The sequence below is a fragment of the Streptomyces regalis genome, assembly GCF_001509475.1.
GTDB lineage: Bacteria > Actinomycetota > Actinomycetes > Streptomycetales > Streptomycetaceae > Streptomyces > Streptomyces regalis.
Map to the genome: position 1 here is coordinate 63,771 of NZ_LLZG01000345.1, position 13,450 is coordinate 77,220.

The 13,450-nt window shown below is 69.6% G+C and carries 16 protein-coding genes and 3 tRNA genes; 5 read left to right on the forward strand and 14 right to left on the reverse strand.

Annotated elements, in window-relative coordinates; translation table 11 throughout:
* Positions 1-103 precede the first annotated feature (103 nt).
* The 6 genes from ADL12_RS28865 to ADL12_RS28890 form a co-directional block, all read right to left on the reverse strand.
* On the reverse strand, positions 104-667 hold the full coding sequence (locus ADL12_RS28865) for a TetR/AcrR family transcriptional regulator (protein ID WP_208614640.1): 564 nt from the start codon (positions 665-667) through the stop codon (positions 104-106).
* A 143-nt stretch (positions 668-810) separates the two neighbouring features.
* Positions 811-1,239, reverse strand: coding sequence for a MaoC family dehydratase (locus tag ADL12_RS28870; protein WP_062706840.1), 429 nt, complete (start codon positions 1,237-1,239; stop codon positions 811-813).
* 3 nt (positions 1,240-1,242) lie between these two features.
* On the reverse strand, positions 1,243-1,707 hold the full coding sequence (locus ADL12_RS28875; protein ID WP_062706842.1) for a MaoC family dehydratase N-terminal domain-containing protein: 465 nt from the start codon (positions 1,705-1,707) through the stop codon (positions 1,243-1,245).
* A 135-nt stretch (positions 1,708-1,842) separates the two neighbouring features.
* On the reverse strand, positions 1,843-2,007 hold the full coding sequence (gene rpmG, locus ADL12_RS28880) for a 50S ribosomal protein L33 (protein WP_003948671.1): 165 nt from the start codon (positions 2,005-2,007) through the stop codon (positions 1,843-1,845).
* Positions 2,008-2,096: 89 nt separating this feature from the next.
* Positions 2,097-2,169 (reverse strand) — tRNA-Met (locus ADL12_RS28885).
* A 46-nt stretch (positions 2,170-2,215) separates the two neighbouring features.
* Positions 2,216-2,288, reverse strand: a tRNA-Thr gene (locus ADL12_RS28890).
* A 284-nt stretch (positions 2,289-2,572) separates the two neighbouring features.
* Between ADL12_RS28890 and ADL12_RS28895 the strand changes: the two genes are divergently transcribed.
* The 3 genes from ADL12_RS28895 to ADL12_RS28905 all read left to right on the forward strand — a co-directional run bounded on the left by ADL12_RS28895 (position 2,573) and on the right by ADL12_RS28905 (position 5,054).
* Positions 2,573-3,838: an amidohydrolase family protein gene (locus ADL12_RS28895; RefSeq protein WP_062706844.1), complete on the forward strand. Its 1,266-nt coding sequence runs from the start codon at positions 2,573-2,575 to the stop codon at positions 3,836-3,838.
* Positions 3,839-4,014: 176 nt separating this feature from the next.
* A complete protein-coding gene (locus ADL12_RS28900; protein WP_062707050.1) occupies positions 4,015-4,671 on the forward strand; it encodes an SDR family oxidoreductase in 657 nt (218 codons plus the stop codon).
* A gap of 2 nt (positions 4,672-4,673) precedes the next feature.
* Positions 4,674-5,054: a nuclear transport factor 2 family protein gene (locus ADL12_RS28905; protein ID WP_244188089.1), complete on the forward strand. Its 381-nt coding sequence runs from the start codon at positions 4,674-4,676 to the stop codon at positions 5,052-5,054.
* Positions 5,055-5,101: 47 nt separating this feature from the next.
* On the opposite strand, the gene ADL12_RS56910 is transcribed toward ADL12_RS28905, so the two are convergent.
* The gene (locus ADL12_RS56910) at positions 5,102-5,314 is read right to left on the reverse strand and encodes a hypothetical protein (protein ID WP_079052337.1); all 213 of its coding nucleotides are present in this window, start codon (positions 5,312-5,314) and stop codon (positions 5,102-5,104) included.
* 84 nt (positions 5,315-5,398) lie between these two features.
* Positions 5,399-5,480 (reverse strand) — tRNA-Tyr (locus ADL12_RS28910).
* Positions 5,481-5,706: 226 nt separating this feature from the next.
* Here ADL12_RS28910 and ADL12_RS28915 point away from each other — a divergent pair.
* Positions 5,707-6,195: a YajQ family cyclic di-GMP-binding protein gene (locus ADL12_RS28915; RefSeq protein ID WP_062706845.1), complete on the forward strand. Its 489-nt coding sequence runs from the start codon at positions 5,707-5,709 to the stop codon at positions 6,193-6,195.
* 117 nt (positions 6,196-6,312) lie between these two features.
* On the opposite strand, the gene ADL12_RS28920 is transcribed toward ADL12_RS28915, so the two are convergent.
* Positions 6,313-6,579: a GlsB/YeaQ/YmgE family stress response membrane protein gene (locus ADL12_RS28920; RefSeq protein WP_062706847.1), complete on the reverse strand. Its 267-nt coding sequence runs from the start codon at positions 6,577-6,579 to the stop codon at positions 6,313-6,315.
* Between the two features lie 136 nt (positions 6,580-6,715).
* On the opposite strand from ADL12_RS28920, the gene ADL12_RS28925 reads away from it, so the two are divergent.
* A complete protein-coding gene (locus ADL12_RS28925) occupies positions 6,716-7,984 on the forward strand; it encodes an APC family permease (RefSeq protein ID WP_062706849.1) in 1,269 nt (422 codons plus the stop codon).
* A gap of 214 nt (positions 7,985-8,198) precedes the next feature.
* Here the strand turns inward: ADL12_RS28925 and ADL12_RS28930 are convergent, their stop codons facing one another.
* The 5 genes from ADL12_RS28930 to ADL12_RS28950 form a co-directional block, all read right to left on the reverse strand.
* Entirely contained in the window at positions 8,199-8,765 is a 567-nt protein-coding gene (locus ADL12_RS28930) for an SMI1/KNR4 family protein (protein ID WP_062706851.1), read from the reverse strand.
* 97 nt (positions 8,766-8,862) lie between these two features.
* Entirely contained in the window at positions 8,863-9,258 is a 396-nt protein-coding gene (locus tag ADL12_RS28935; protein WP_062706853.1) for a YccF domain-containing protein, read from the reverse strand.
* On the reverse strand, positions 9,255-10,115 hold the full coding sequence (gene htpX, locus ADL12_RS28940; protein WP_062706855.1) for a zinc metalloprotease HtpX: 861 nt from the start codon (positions 10,113-10,115) through the stop codon (positions 9,255-9,257). The genes ADL12_RS28935 and htpX overlap by 4 nt, the downstream gene beginning before the upstream one ends.
* A 239-nt stretch (positions 10,116-10,354) precedes the next feature.
* Entirely contained in the window at positions 10,355-11,878 is a 1,524-nt protein-coding gene (locus tag ADL12_RS28945; protein ID WP_062706857.1) for an NADH-quinone oxidoreductase subunit N, read from the reverse strand.
* A complete protein-coding gene (locus ADL12_RS28950; protein WP_062706859.1) occupies positions 11,875-13,449 on the reverse strand; it encodes a complex I subunit 4 family protein in 1,575 nt (524 codons plus the stop codon). Before ADL12_RS28950 ends, ADL12_RS28945 begins: the two co-directional genes overlap by 4 nt.
* Between the last annotated feature and the right edge of the window lies 1 nt (position 13,450).

Below are 13,450 nucleotides of genomic sequence, written 5' to 3' on the forward strand. Positions count from 1 at the left end.
GTTGGTGGTGTGGACAGTGCTAGAGATAGTTATGGATCACTAACTTTTGAGCCCATGAATTGGAGCCCATGAAAAGGCGGAGTGGGCTTTGCCACCCCTCCCCCTACGACGGCTCCTCAGTCCGCTCCGGCGGGCTCATCCCCGCCCAGACACGGTGGTCGGGAGGGAAACCCATGGCCACCAGGCAGTTGATGAGCATGCCGTACGCCATGAAGGTCGTCGTCTCGTTGACGTCCGCACCGAGCGGCAGATGGATGGTGTCCCACAGTCGCATCCAGCCGGCACGCACGACTTCGCCGAACTCGTGGTCACCCTCCTGCTCGGCGGCCGCCACGGCGAGGTACATCTGCATCTGCATCATCAGCTGCTCGGGCTGCTCCGAGACGACCTTCCGGTACGCGTCACCCATGGCATGCAGGGCCTCTTCGCCCTCCAGCCCCTCGGAGGCCTCCGCGAACATCCGGATGGTGTCCTCCACGCAACGCTCGGCCGCCGCCAGGAAGATCGCCTTCTTGCCCGGGAAGAGCCGGAAGAGATACGGCTGCGAGACACCGACCCGCTTGGCGATCGCCTCGGTCGACGTGCCGTAGTAGCCACCGCGGGCGAACTCGGCCGTCGCCGCGCGGATGACGCTCTCGCGCCTCTCTTCTGCGCTCATCCTGACCACGCCAGTAAGTTAGTACTTAATCACTAACTTAGTCAAGGGGTCGAGGCCTCTGCAACAAGGGGCGAGCTGCAACAGGTAAGGGGCGCCCCACCATGGAGGACGCCCCTTACTTCACGGCACGCGCGTGCCGCTCGCACAGACGTTCACGCCAGCTGTACGACCGCCCGCGACATCCCGAGCACCTTCTGCCCGGCGCTCTTCACGATCAGGTCCACCCGGACCTTGTTGTCGTCGAGCTTGGCCGCGACCTTGCCGCTGACCTCGATCGTGGCGCCCTGGTCGTCGTTCGGGACGACGACGGGCTTGGTGAAGCGGACGCCGTACTCGACAACCGCGGCCGGGTCCCCGGTCCAGTCGGTGACCACCCGGATCGCCTCGGCCATGGTGAACATGCCGTGCGCGATGACGTCGGGCAGCCCGACCTCCTTGGCGAACTTCTCGTTCCAGTGGATCGGGTTGAAGTCACCGGAAGCGCCCGCGTACTGGACGAGCGTGGCGCGAGTCACGGGGAAGGTCTGGGCGGGCAGCTCGGCGCCGACCTCGACGTCGCCGTACGCAATCTTCGCCGTCATAGGTCAGGCCTCCCCTTCTTCGGAGTCCGCCCCACGGGCGACGAGCTTCGTCCAGGCGGTCACGACGTGCTCCCCGGCCTCGTCGTGGACCTCGCCGCGGATGTCCAGGATCTCGTTGCCCGCCATGGACTTGATCGCCTCGATGGTCGAGGTGACGGTCAGCCGGTCGCCGGCGCGCACTGGCCGGCTGTAGGCGAACTTCTGGTCGCCGTGGACCACCCGGCTGTAGTCCAGGCCCAGCTGGGGGTCGGCGATGACCTGTCCCGCGGCCTTGAAGCTGATCGCGAAGACGAAGGTCGGCGGGGCGATCACATCGGAGTGGCCGAGCGCCTTGGCGGCCTCCGGATCCAGGTACGCCGGGTTGATGTCCCCCACGGCCTCCGCGAACTCACGGATCTTCTCCCGGCCCACCTCATAGGGGTCGGTGGGCGGGTAGCTCCGCCCCACGAAGGACTGGTCGAGCGCCATGGCTCGGCACCTCCTGCTGTCTGCTGCGGTTGACCTGCTGGTTCGCCCGGCTCGACCGGACCGACCGGTAACCGGGGCGGAAACGACGCGAGGCCGCCCCCCGACTGAGGGGGCGGCCTCGCGTACGAGCCTGTTTTATCGCGTTTCGCGGTGCGCAGTGTGCGCGTTGCAACGCGGGCAGTGCTTCTTCATCTCAAGACGATCCGGGTTGTTACGCCGGTTCTTCTTGGTGATGTAGTTCCGCTCCTTGCACTCCACGCAGGCCAGCGTGATCTTCGGGCGGACGTCGGTGGCAGCCACGTGAGTGCTCCTTGACGAACGGATGGGACGGTTTAACGCATAGAAGAGTAGCCGATCGAAGGACCGACCCCGCAATCGGCTACTGTCAGTAGCGGTGACCGGACTTGAACCGGTGACACAGCGATTATGAGCCGCTTGCTCTACCGACTGAGCTACACCGCTGTGATGCGATCCGTTCCCGCCTCGCGGCGGGAACCTCTCACACCAGAGCCCCAAAACGGAATCGAACCGTTGACCTTCTCCTTACCATGGAGACGCTCTGCCGACTGAGCTATTGGGGCGAGCGATGAAGACATTACACGCTCGGCTGCCGTTCACCCAAATCCGTTTCCCGGCCCCGGTCTGCCGCCGATCGGCGGACCGCTCAGCCGCCTCGCGGGCCACTGCGGCACCGCGGACGCGGCGCCGTTCGGCGGACCACACCGGTACGACTATTGCGCTCCTGCGCACCAGGGCCGGGTCGCCACCCTAGGCTCGACTCACTCTGCGTGATCTTGCGTGCCCGGCGCAGTCCCCAGCACCGTTCCCGCAGCCCCGATGCGCAGCCCCGAGCCTCTGGAACGCGATGCCCGACAGTCAGCCCCAGCCGCCCCACTCGTCGTCCTCGTCGGGTTCGTCCGGCCCGACCGACCCGGGTGCTCTGCTGCTGTGCGGGGCACGGCTCACCGACGGCCGGACCGTGGACGTACGGCTGGGCGGCGGGCGCATCGAGGCGGTCGGCACGGCCGGGAGCCTGGCGGCGGGCGACACGCGCGCGTGCGGCACCCGCGTGGACCTCGGCGGCTATCTGCTCCTGCCGGCCCCGGCCGAACCGCACGCCCACGGCGACACCGCGCTCTCCGCCGACGAGGGCGGACCGGTCTCGTACGTCCCCCAGGACGTCCAGCGCCGGGCCACCGAGGCCGCCCTGCTCCAGCTCGGGCACGGGGCGACCGCGCTGCGGGCGCACGTGCGCGTGGGCGACGTTCAGGGGCTGGGCGCACTGGCCGCCGTACTGCAGGCACGGCGTTCGCTGCGCGGGCTCACCGAGTTGACGACGGTGGCGATGCCGCGGCTGCTGACCGGGGCGGCCGGGACGGAGGGGCTCGCGATGCTGCGGGACGCGGTGAAGATGGGCGCGTCCGTGGTCGGCGGCTGCCCCGACCTGGACCCGGATCCGACGGGTTACGTGGAGGCGGTCCTGGAGGTCGCCTCCGAGCACGGCTGTCCCGTCGACCTGCACACCGACGCCACCGACCCCGCCCGCCTGGCCCGCCTCGCCGCGATGGCCGGCGGACTGCGCCCCGGCGTGACGCTCGGCCCGTGCGGCGGTCTGGGGCGTCTGCCGGCCCAGGTGGCCTCCCGCACCGCGGACCAGCTCGCGGCGGCCGGGGTGACGGTGGTGTGCCTGCCGCAGGGTGGCTGCGGGGGCGTGGAACGGCGGGCCACGGCCCCCGTACGACTGCTGCGCGCGGCCGGCGTACGGCTCGCCGCCGGAAGCGGCGCCCTGCGGGACGTGTCGAACCCGGTGGGCCGCGGCGACCCGCTGGAGGCCGCGTACCTGCTGTCGTCGCGCCACGGACTGCGGCCCGAGGACGCGTACAACGCCGTGAGCGCGTCGGCGCGTGCGGTGCTGGGTCTGCCCGAGGTGCGGGTGGAGGCGGGTTTCCCGGCCGAGTTGCTGGCGGTGCGCGGGGACCGGCTGGCGGGGGCGCTGTCGCTGGCGTACAGCCGCATCGTGGTGCACCGGGGGCGCGTGGTGGCGCGGACCAGCGCGGTGCGGGAGTACTGCAACTCGGCCGTGGCGGCGGAGTTGGGGCTGCCGCGACAGGGGCGGGGAGAGGTGTCTTGAGGGCGCATGGTTGCGTGCGCTTGAGCGGGTGAGGCAAGGGGCGGCCTGGAGCGCGCAAGGGGCGCGCCGGAGGCTCGTACGCCCGGCGTCTGTGCGTGCGATGTGCGCCTGTGATGATGTGAGGCGTGGCTGAAGTCGTGCGGCGAATGCGGCCGTCCGGGCGTACGGTCGGAAACATGCGCATTGTCATCGCTGGTGGTCATGGTCAGATCGCGCTGCGGCTGGAGCAGCTGCTCGCCGCGCGTGGGGACGAGGTCGCGGGGATCATCCGCAAGGCCGAACAGAGCGACGACCTGCGGGCGGCCGGCGCCGAACCCCTCCTGCTGGACCTGGAGTCGGCCTCGGTCGAGGAGGTCGCGGAACATCTGCAAGGCGCGGACGCGGCGGTCTTCGCGGCCGGCGCGGGCTCGGGCAGCGGGGCGGCCCGCAAGGACACGGTGGACAAGGGTGCCGCGGTCCTGTTCGCGGACGCGGCGGTCCGGGCGGGCGTACGGCGCTTCGTGGTCGTGTCGTCGATGGGCGCCGACCCCAAGCACGAGGGCGACGAGGTCTTCGACGTCTACCTGCGCGCCAAGGGCGAGGCCGACGCATACGTCCGCGACCTGGACGCCCTGGACTGGACGATCCTGCGCCCCGGCATGCTGACGAACGACGCCGGGACCGGCCTGGTACGCCTGGAGGCACACACCGGCCGTGGCCCGATCCCCCGCGACGACGTGGCCGCCGCACTCGCGGAGTTGCTCGACACACCGGCGACGGCCGGCCTGACGCTGGAACTGATCAGCGGGTCGGCTCCCGTCTCGGTCGCGGTGAAGTCGGTGGCGGGGAACTGACGTTGGGCACGGAGGGGATTCCGGCCGCGCAGGAGGCGCTGTTGCGGCGCATGTACGAGGTCTTCTCGACCGACGAGCGAGAGGCCTTCCTGCAACGGTGCCTCGCGCCCGACGTGGACTGGCCGAACGTCCTGGACGGAGTCCGGCTGTACGGCCGCGAGGCGGTACGCGCGTACTGGGCCCGGCAATTCGCCGCCGGACATCCCCTCGTACGGCTGGAGGGCCTGCGCCCGGACGAGGACGGGGCGGCCGTGGTGGCGACCGTACGGCCCGGGATGCGCGACGTGTCGGGCGATCGGTGGGCGGAGGAGACGGTCGAGCACGTGTACCGGTTCGACGAGGACGGGCTGGTGGCGCGGATGGATGTGCGGGCGGTCGCCTGAGGGGCGGGGCCCGGGGTGAGCTCAGGCTCCGGGGCTCGGTGGGGCGCTCAGAACAGCGGCAACTGGCCGGGGAACTCAGGTACGACGTACCCGTCCAATGCGGGCTGGGCCGCCCCGAGTTGCGCCTGCCGACGTGATCCGGGACACGACACGAGTTCCCCGCTCTCCCGTGCGCCGGGCGGATCGTGCCGTGCGAACCGACCGGCGACGACGGCGATCTCACGCCGGCACTCGGGGCAACTTCTGCGACGCATGGCCATGCAGCCAGTGTGCCCTGGGCGTGACTCTGGAACGCGAAAACCCCTCCGATCTACGTTTCCGCAGATCGGAGGGGTTTCTCAGCGTGGCGGCGCCAGGATTCGAACCTGGGAAGGCTGAGCCGGCAGATTTACAGTCTGCTCCCTTTGGCCGCTCGGGCACACCGCCGGGTTTGCTGCCGTTTCGAACCGCTTTTCGGCGGTGCTCCCTGGCAACGACGTAAACAATACCCGATGGGGAGGGGTGCTTCGCCACCCGATTGATCGCCGCCCGGGGGACCAGGGATGGCTAGGCTTGTCCGGATGCGGTCCGGGGCCTGCCCCGGCTCGGCGGCAACCCCCACGCCCGCCGATACGCACCCCCATACGCACCCCGATACAAGGAGCCACAGGACATGGCCGACTCCAGTTTCGACATCGTCTCGAAGGTCGAGCGGCAGGAGGTCGACAACGCCCTCAACCAGGCCGCCAAGGAGATCTCGCAGCGCTACGACTTCAAGGGCGTGGGTGCCTCGATCTCGTGGTCCGGTGACAAGATCCTGATGGAGGCGAACTCCGAGGACCGGGTGAACGCTGTCCTCGACGTCTTCCAGTCCAAGCTGATCAAGCGCGGGATCTCGCTGAAGGCCCTGGACGCGGGCGAGCCCCAGCTCTCGGGCAAGGAGTACAAGATCTTCGCGTCGATCGAGGAGGGCATCTCCCAGGAGAACGCGAAGAAGGTGGCGAAGATCATTCGCGATGAGGGCCCGAAGGGCGTCAAGGCTCAGGTGCAGGGCGACGAGCTGCGCGTCAGCTCGAAGAGCCGTGACGACCTGCAGGCCGTGATCGCCCTCCTGAAGGGCAAGGACTTCGACTTCGCGCTGCAGTTCGTGAACTACCGGTGAGCTGCTGATCCGAGCCGGCTACGGCTCCGGCTGCGACGTCGTACGAGAAGGGTGGGCACCCCACGGTGCCCACCCTTCTCGCCTGCCGGTTGCGGTCCGGGGATGCGCTCGCCTCGCTCAGCTGCGCGAGTGGCCGAACAGGAGGCGGTAGGCGATCAGGAGCACGAGGGAGCCACCGATCGCGGCGGCCCAGGTGGTGCCGTCGTAGAAGTCCTTGGTGATCGGGTGGTCCAGCAAGCGGGCCGATATCCAGCCACCGATGAACGCGCCCGCGATGCCGATGACAGTGGTGCCGATGAAGCCGCCGGGGTCGCGGCCCGGCAGCAGGAACTTGGCGATGGCCCCGGCCAACAGCCCCAGAATGATCCAGCTGATGATCGTCATGCCGTGAACCTGCCCTTCCGCGCTGTGCCTGCACTTTCCCGGCACTGTGATTTCGGGCGCGCTTGTTCGTGCTCTGTTGATGAAGAGGACGTCACGACGGCACCCCTCGGTTGCAGCGATCAGTAGGGTTCCGGCCATGACAAGCTCCAGCTCCCCCTCTGAGCTGCGGCGCACCCTGGGGGTCGGGGACGCCGTGGTCGTCGGACTCGGCTCGATGGTCGGGGCCGGTATCTTCGCCGCGCTCGGGCCCGCGGCGGGCGCGGCCGGGTCCGGGCTGCTGCTCGGACTCGCGATCGCGGCTGTCGTCGCCTACTGCAACGCCACCTCGTCGGCGCGACTGGCCGCCCTGTATCCGGCCTCGGGCGGCACATATGTCTACGGGCGCGAGCGGCTCGGGGAGTTCTGGGGCTATCTCGCGGGCTGGTCGTTCGTGGTCGGTAAGACGGCCTCCTGTGCGGCGATGGCGCTCACTGTGGGCGCTTACGTCTGGCCGGGGCAGGCGCATGCGGTAGCGGTCGCTGCCGTGGTGGCGCTGACCGCGGTGAACTACGGCGGCGTCCAGAAGTCCGCCTGGCTGACGCGGGCGATCGTGGCGGTGGTGCTGGCTGTCCTCGCTTGTGTGGTCGTCGTGTGTCTGGGGTCCGGGGAGTCCGACGCCGGGCGCTTGGACGTCGGGGCCTCGGGTGGCGTGGGCGGGGTGCTGCAGGCGGCGGGGCTGTTGTTCTTCGCGTTTGCCGGATACGCCCGGATCGCGACCCTCGGCGAAGAGGTGCGGGACCCGGCGCGCACCATCCCCCGGGCGATTCCGCTGGCCCTGGGCATCGCGCTGGCGGTGTACGCGTGTGTGGCGGCGGCTGTCCTTTCCGTACTGGGGTCGGATGGTCTGGGGCAGGCGGGCGCGCCGCTGGCCGACGCGGTGCGGGCGGCCGGGGTACCGGGGCTCGTGCCCGTGGTACGGGTGGGTGCCGCCGTCGCCGCGTTGGGCTCGCTGCTCGCCCTGATCCTGGGCGTCTCGCGGACGACGCTGGCCATGGCCCGCGACCGGCATCTGCCCGGCGTCCTGACCGCCGTCCATCCGCGCTTCCAGGTGCCGCACCGGGCCGAACTGGCCGTGGGGGCGGTGGTCGCGGTCCTGGCCGCCACGGTGGACGTGCGGGGCGCGATCGGGTTCTCCTCCTTCGGTGTGCTGGCGTACTACGCGGTGGCCAACGCTTCGGCCTGGACTCTCGACTCGGCGCCGATTTCGCGGGTCGTGCCGGTGGTGGGGCTTCTCGGGTGCGCGGTGCTGGCGTTCTCGCTGCCGGGGGTTTCGGTTGCTGTGGGTGCGGGTGTACTGGTGGTGGGGGTGGTTGCGTACGGCGTGCGCCGGTGGGTGGCGGGGCGGTCGAGCGCCGGGGGACGGTAGGCCGACGTACGCGTGTGTGCTGACGTACGCGTAGGTGTCTTTGGGTGAGGGGCAGGTCGGCCCAGCCGGTGCTGTTGAGCTTGCGGGGCCGGGTGGGTGGCTGCCGAATCACGCCGCTGACCGGTCCGCTCAGCGGCAGCCGCAGACCGCCGAAGGCCGTCGATCCGCTCGACCGGCCGTCCGTCCGCTCACCGACCGGCTGATGCGCACCCCCTCAGGACGCAGGTGCCGCCGCCGTCCGTATGCGGAAGTCGGCCCAAGGGGCCATCTCCGGCCCGTCGTTCGTCTCCACGTACCAGCCCGTGCCGTCGAGCCAGGCGCGCAGCCAGTCCGTGAGACTCGGGGCGTCCACGTACCACGCCTGGTCGGCGGCGTCGGCGTTCGGTTCGAAGAGCAGGACGGTGGCCTGGGTGCTGCGGCAGTCCACGCACGCGTACATCGCGCAGCCCCAGTGGGATATCGGCAGGACGCCTTCGGGCCAGGGCCAGTCGGGGTCCTTGCGGGCGCTCTCTCGGTTGGCGAGGTATTGCGTGACGGCGGCGGGCTCGCCGGCCGGAGGGTTGTCGAGCAGGGGCAACAGGCCGTACTCGGGGCCGAAACCACCGTCTCCTATGCGTAGGTAGAGGTCGGCGAGCAGCGGGGGCAGACGGAAGCCGAGGGCGGCCTCGGCTCGGGCCAGGATCGTCGAGTCCACGGGCTCGGGAAGTGAAGGCCAGCCCCAGGGGCGGGTGTTGCGGGCCTTGTCCGCGACCCTCGTCAGCAACTGCTCGATCTCGGTCATGCATTCATGATGCAAGCCGCCACTGACAATCGGTCCGGCCTGTGGACAACCGCCGGGTTGTGGATAAGCCGGCGGCCACCACGCCCCTCTCACTGTCCTACCAACGCGCCGCGAACGGCTGGTCCGTCGATACGATTTCGCGGCCCAGCGGGAACAGCGACACCGGGATCAGCTTGAAGTTGGCGATGCCGAACGGGATGCCGATGATCGTGACGCACAGGGCAAGGCCGGTGACGATGTGACCGATGGCCAGCCACCAGCCCGCGAGGACCAGCCACAGGACGTTGCCGACGCAGGAGGGGGCTCCGGCGTCGCGGCGCTCGACCGTGGTGTACCCGAAGGGCCACAGGGCGTAGACGCCGATCCGGAAGGCCGCGATGCCGAACGGGATGCCGATGATGGTGATGCACAGCAGTAGGCCCGCGGCCAAGTAGCCGAGGAACAGCCAGAAGCCGCTCAGGACGAGCCAGATGACGTTAAGGATGGTTTTCACTGGTGGCCTGCCATCTTCTCGAGCCGGTCGATACGCTCCGCCATCGGCGGGTGTGTGGAGAACATCTTGGAGAACCCCTGGCCTGGGCGGAAGGGGTTCGCGATCATCATGTGGCTGGCGGTCTCGATGCGGGGCTCGGGGGGCAGCGGGAGCTGCTTCGTGCCGTGTTCGAGTTTGCGCAGGGCGCTGGCGAGGGCGAGTGGGTCGCCGGTGAGCTGGGCGCCGGACGCGTCGGCCTCGTACTCCCTGGACCGGCTGATGGCCAGCTGGATGAGCGAGGCGGCGAGCGGGCCCAGGATCATGATCAGCAGCATGCCGAGGAGACCGGGGCCGTCGTCGTCATCGGAACGGCCGATCGGGATGAGCCAGGCGAAGTTGACCAAGAACATGATCACCGAGGCGAGCGCGCCGGCGACCGACGAGATCAGGATGTCGCGGTTGTAGACGTGGCTGAGCTCGTGCCCGATGACGCCGCGCAGTTCGCGCTCGTCGAGGATGCGCAGGATGCCTTCGGTGCAGCACACTGCGGCGTTGCGCGGGTTGCGGCCCGTCGCGAACGCGTTCGGCGCCTCCGTCGGGGAGATGTAGAGGCGGGGCATGGGCTGGCGGGCCTGGGTGGAGAGCTCCCGGACCATGCGGTACAGCCCGGGGGCCTCGAACTCGCTGACCGGGCGGGCACGCATCGCGCGTAGCGCCAGCTTGTCGCTGTTCCAGTACGCGTACGCGTTCGTCCCCAGGGCGATCAGGACCGCGACGACGAGCCCCATACGGCCGAAGAAGCTGCCGATGACGATGATGAGTGCGGACAGTCCCCCGAGGAGCACTGCTGTCCTGAGCCCGTTGTGCCGGCGGTGCACGGTACGCCCTCCAAGTGGTGCGGCAGGGGAACCCTTTGCTGGTCGATCTCCGATGCCACTGATGCCGTGGTCTCACGTCCAGTGGACCCTTCCGTACTGGTCAACGCCAGGCGAGGGCCACGGGTTCCCTGGTGCATACGGCGGCGGCCGTGAGCCGTCCGGGTGAAGGCGCCGGCACATCCCGTACGCGCGCGTGGAGGGCGAGTGCCCCACGCGCGCGTACGGGATGTGCCAGAGGCTCAGAAAAGCCCGGTGTCGGCGAAGCGCAGGATCAGCTGGGGGGCTCCGGACAGGGCGATGCCGACGACGCCGGTGAGGGCCATCGTGGCTGTCACGGGCGCGGGGACGAGGTGCTTGACGGGCTCGCCCTCGGGGGCGCGGAACAGCAGGGCCGTCCATTGGAGGTAATAGAACAGCGCGATCACGACGTTGACGGCCATGACGACGGCCAGCCAGCCAAGGCCCGCGTCGACGGCGGCGGAGAAGACGGTGACCTTGGCGAAGAGGCCGATGATGCCCGGCGGGAGACCGGCGAGGCAGAGCAGGAAGAAGGACAGGACCAGGGCGGACAAGGGGTTTCGCGCGTACAGGCCCCGGTAGTCGCTGAGACGGTTCAAGGTCTTCGTACGGCCCACGAATGCGGCCACCGCGAAGGCGCCGAGGTTCACCGCCGCGTACATGAGGGCGTAGGCGACGGTGGAGCCGATGGACCGCTCGGCGTCGTCGGAGTACGCGGCGGCGGCGATCGGCACCAGGAGGTAGCCGGCCTGGCCGACGGAGGACCAGGCGAGCAGGCGTACCGCGCTGTACGCGCGCGTGGCCTGCTGGCGCAGGGCGCCGACATTGCCGACGGTCATGGTGAGGGCGGCGAGCGCCGCGAGGGCCGGGCCCCAGACGTCGGCGTACGACGGAAGGGCGACGACGGTGACGAGGATCAGGCCGGTGAAGCCGACCGCCTTGCCGACGACCGACAGGTAGGCAGCGACCGGCAGGGGCGCTCCGACATAGGTGTCCGGCACCCAGAAGTGGAAGGGCACGGCGGCCGTCTTGAAGGCGAAGCCGACCAGAGTGAGGACGACTCCGGTCTGGGTGAGGGTCTGGAGCTGTCCGTCGACGTTCTGGATGCGGTCGGCGATCTGAGTGAGGTAGAGGGTGCCCGTGGAGGCGTACACGAAGCTGATGCCCATGAGGCTGACCGCGGTCGCGGTGACCGAGGACAGGAAGAACTTCAGGGCCGCTTCGGAGGACTTGCGGTCGCCATGGCGGAGGCCGACCAGCGCGAACGCGGGGAGAGAGGCGACTTCGAGGGCGACGATGAGCGTCGCCAGGTCCCGTGAGGCCGGCAGGAGGGCCGCTCCGGCGGCGGAGGAGAGCAGCAGAAACCAGAACTCCCCTTCGGGGAGTCCCTTCTTGGCGTCCTTGAGGGTGGTGACCGACAGGAGAGCCGCGAGGAGGGCGCCGCCGAGGACCAGGAACTGGATGACGAGGGTGAAGCGGTCGGCCGTGTAGCTGCAGACGCCGGGGTCGCCGGTGAGGCAGAAGGTGGAGCGGTCACCGTCCTGGAGGGGCAGCAGCAGGAGCGCGGAGGCCGCCAGACCGGCCACGGATGTCCAGCCGAGCAGGGCCTTCTTGTTCTCCGCGACGAACAGGTCGGCGACGAGGACCACGAGTCCGACGACCGCCGCGATGGTGGGCGGCGCGATGGCGAGCCAGTCGACGGACTGGACCACCGACTCGGCCAGGGGCTGGGCCAGGGAGCTCATCGGGTGCCTCCTGCGAGGAGCTGCTGCACGGCCGGGTCGGTCAGGCCGAGGAGGGTCTTCGGCCACAGTCCGGCGACGACGGTGAGGGCGACGAGCGGGGTCCAGGCCGCGAACTCGTACGTCTGCACGTCGGCGAGTTTCGGGCCTTCCTGCGGTGTGGCGCCCATGCAGACGCGGCGGACCACGACGAGCAGGTACGCGGCCGTGAGCAGCGTGCCGAACGCCCCGATCGCCATGAAGGTGAGGAAGGCCGGTCGGCTGAGTTCGGCGGCGGGCTCGAAGGCGCCGAACAGCGCGAGCATCTCGCCCCAGAATCCGGCGAGGCCCGGCAGGCCGAGCGAGGCGACCGCGGCGAAGGCGAGCAGGCCGCCGAGGCGCGGGGCCTTGCCGTACAGCGCCGCACCGGTCTGCTCGGCGAGGGCGTCGAGGTCGGTCGTGCCCGTACGGTCCTTCAGCGCGCCGACCAGGAAGAAGAGCAGGCCGGTGATGAGGCCGTGAGCGATGTTGGCGAACAGGGCGCCGTTCACGCCGGTCGGGGTCATCGTCGCGATGCCGAGCAGCACGAAGCCCATGTGGCCGACGGAGGAGTAGGCGATGAGGCGCTTGAGGTCGCCCTTCGCGCCCTGCTTGGCGAGGGCCAGGCAGGCCAGGGATCCGTAGATGATTCCGACCACGGCGAAGGCGGCGAGGTACGGCGCGAAGTCGGCGAAGCCGTCGGGGGTGATCGGCAAGAGAATCCGGACGAACCCGTACGTTCCCATCTTCAGCAGGACACCAGCCAGCAGTACCGAGCCGACGGTCGGCGCGGCGGTGTGGGCGTCGGGCAGCCAGCTGTGCAGCGGCCACATCGGCGTCTTGACCGCGAGCCCGATCCCGATCGCCAAAACGGCGATGACCTGCACGGATGCGGTCAGTGACTGGCCGTTGTCAGTGGCGAGTGCCACCATGTCGAATGTGCCCGCCTTGATTCCGATCAGGAGCAGGCCGAGCAACATGACCACGGAGCCGAGCAGCGTGAAGAGGATGAACTTCCAGGCGGCCTCGGCCCGGCCCTCGCCGCCCCAGCGGGCGATGAGGAAGTACATCGGGATGAGGACCATTTCGAAGGCGAGGAAGAAGAGGAGCAGGTCGAGGACGGCGAAGGTGGCGAGGGTGCCGGACTCCAGGACGAGCAGCAGCGCGACGAAGGCCTTCGGGGTCGGGCCCGCAGGCATCTTGAAGTAGGAGTAGAGCGCGCAGAGGAAGGTCAGCAGCGCGGTCAGGACCAGAAGGGGGAGGGAGATGCCGTCGATGCCGAGGTGGATGCGCACGTCGAGTGCCGGGATCCAGCTGATGTCCGTGCTGGCCTGCATCTTCGAGGGCTGGTCGTGGTCGAAGCCGAGCGAGAGAACGATCGCGGCGATGAGGACCACGCCCGTGACGGTCACGCCGTGCCGGAGCACTGCCTGCTCGGGCGACTTCCCCTTCAGCCCCGGCGGGGCGGGCAGGAGAGCGGCGGCGGCGCCGAGGAGCGGGCCGACGACGACGAACGCCAGAAGGAACTGCATCACGGACTCGTTGATATCGATCACG

Coding starts and splice junctions, on each gene's coding strand:
- ADL12_RS28870 (WP_062706840.1), bottom strand. CDS start 1,239: ATGACGGCGAAGATTGCGTACGGCGACGTCGAGGTCGGCGCCGAGCTG.
- ADL12_RS28930 (WP_062706851.1), bottom strand. CDS start 8,765: ATGACCGAGATCGAGCAGTTGCTGACGAGGGTCGCGGACAAGGCCCGC.
- ADL12_RS28925 (WP_062706849.1), top strand. CDS start 6,716: ATGACAAGCTCCAGCTCCCCCTCTGAGCTGCGGCGCACCCTGGGGGTC.
- ADL12_RS28900 (WP_062707050.1), top strand. CDS start 4,015: ATGCGCATTGTCATCGCTGGTGGTCATGGTCAGATCGCGCTGCGGCTG.
- ADL12_RS28875 (WP_062706842.1), bottom strand. CDS start 1,707: ATGGCGCTCGACCAGTCCTTCGTGGGGCGGAGCTACCCGCCCACCGAC.
- ADL12_RS28920 (WP_062706847.1), bottom strand. CDS start 6,579: ATGACGATCATCAGCTGGATCATTCTGGGGCTGTTGGCCGGGGCCATC.
- ADL12_RS28895 (WP_062706844.1), top strand. CDS start 2,573: ATGCCCGACAGTCAGCCCCAGCCGCCCCACTCGTCGTCCTCGTCGGGT.
- ADL12_RS28945 (WP_062706857.1), bottom strand. CDS start 11,878: ATGAGCTCCCTGGCCCAGCCCCTGGCCGAGTCGGTGGTCCAGTCCGTC.
- ADL12_RS56910 (WP_079052337.1), bottom strand. CDS start 5,314: ATGGCCATGCGTCGCAGAAGTTGCCCCGAGTGCCGGCGTGAGATCGCC.
- ADL12_RS28915 (WP_062706845.1), top strand. CDS start 5,707: ATGGCCGACTCCAGTTTCGACATCGTCTCGAAGGTCGAGCGGCAGGAG.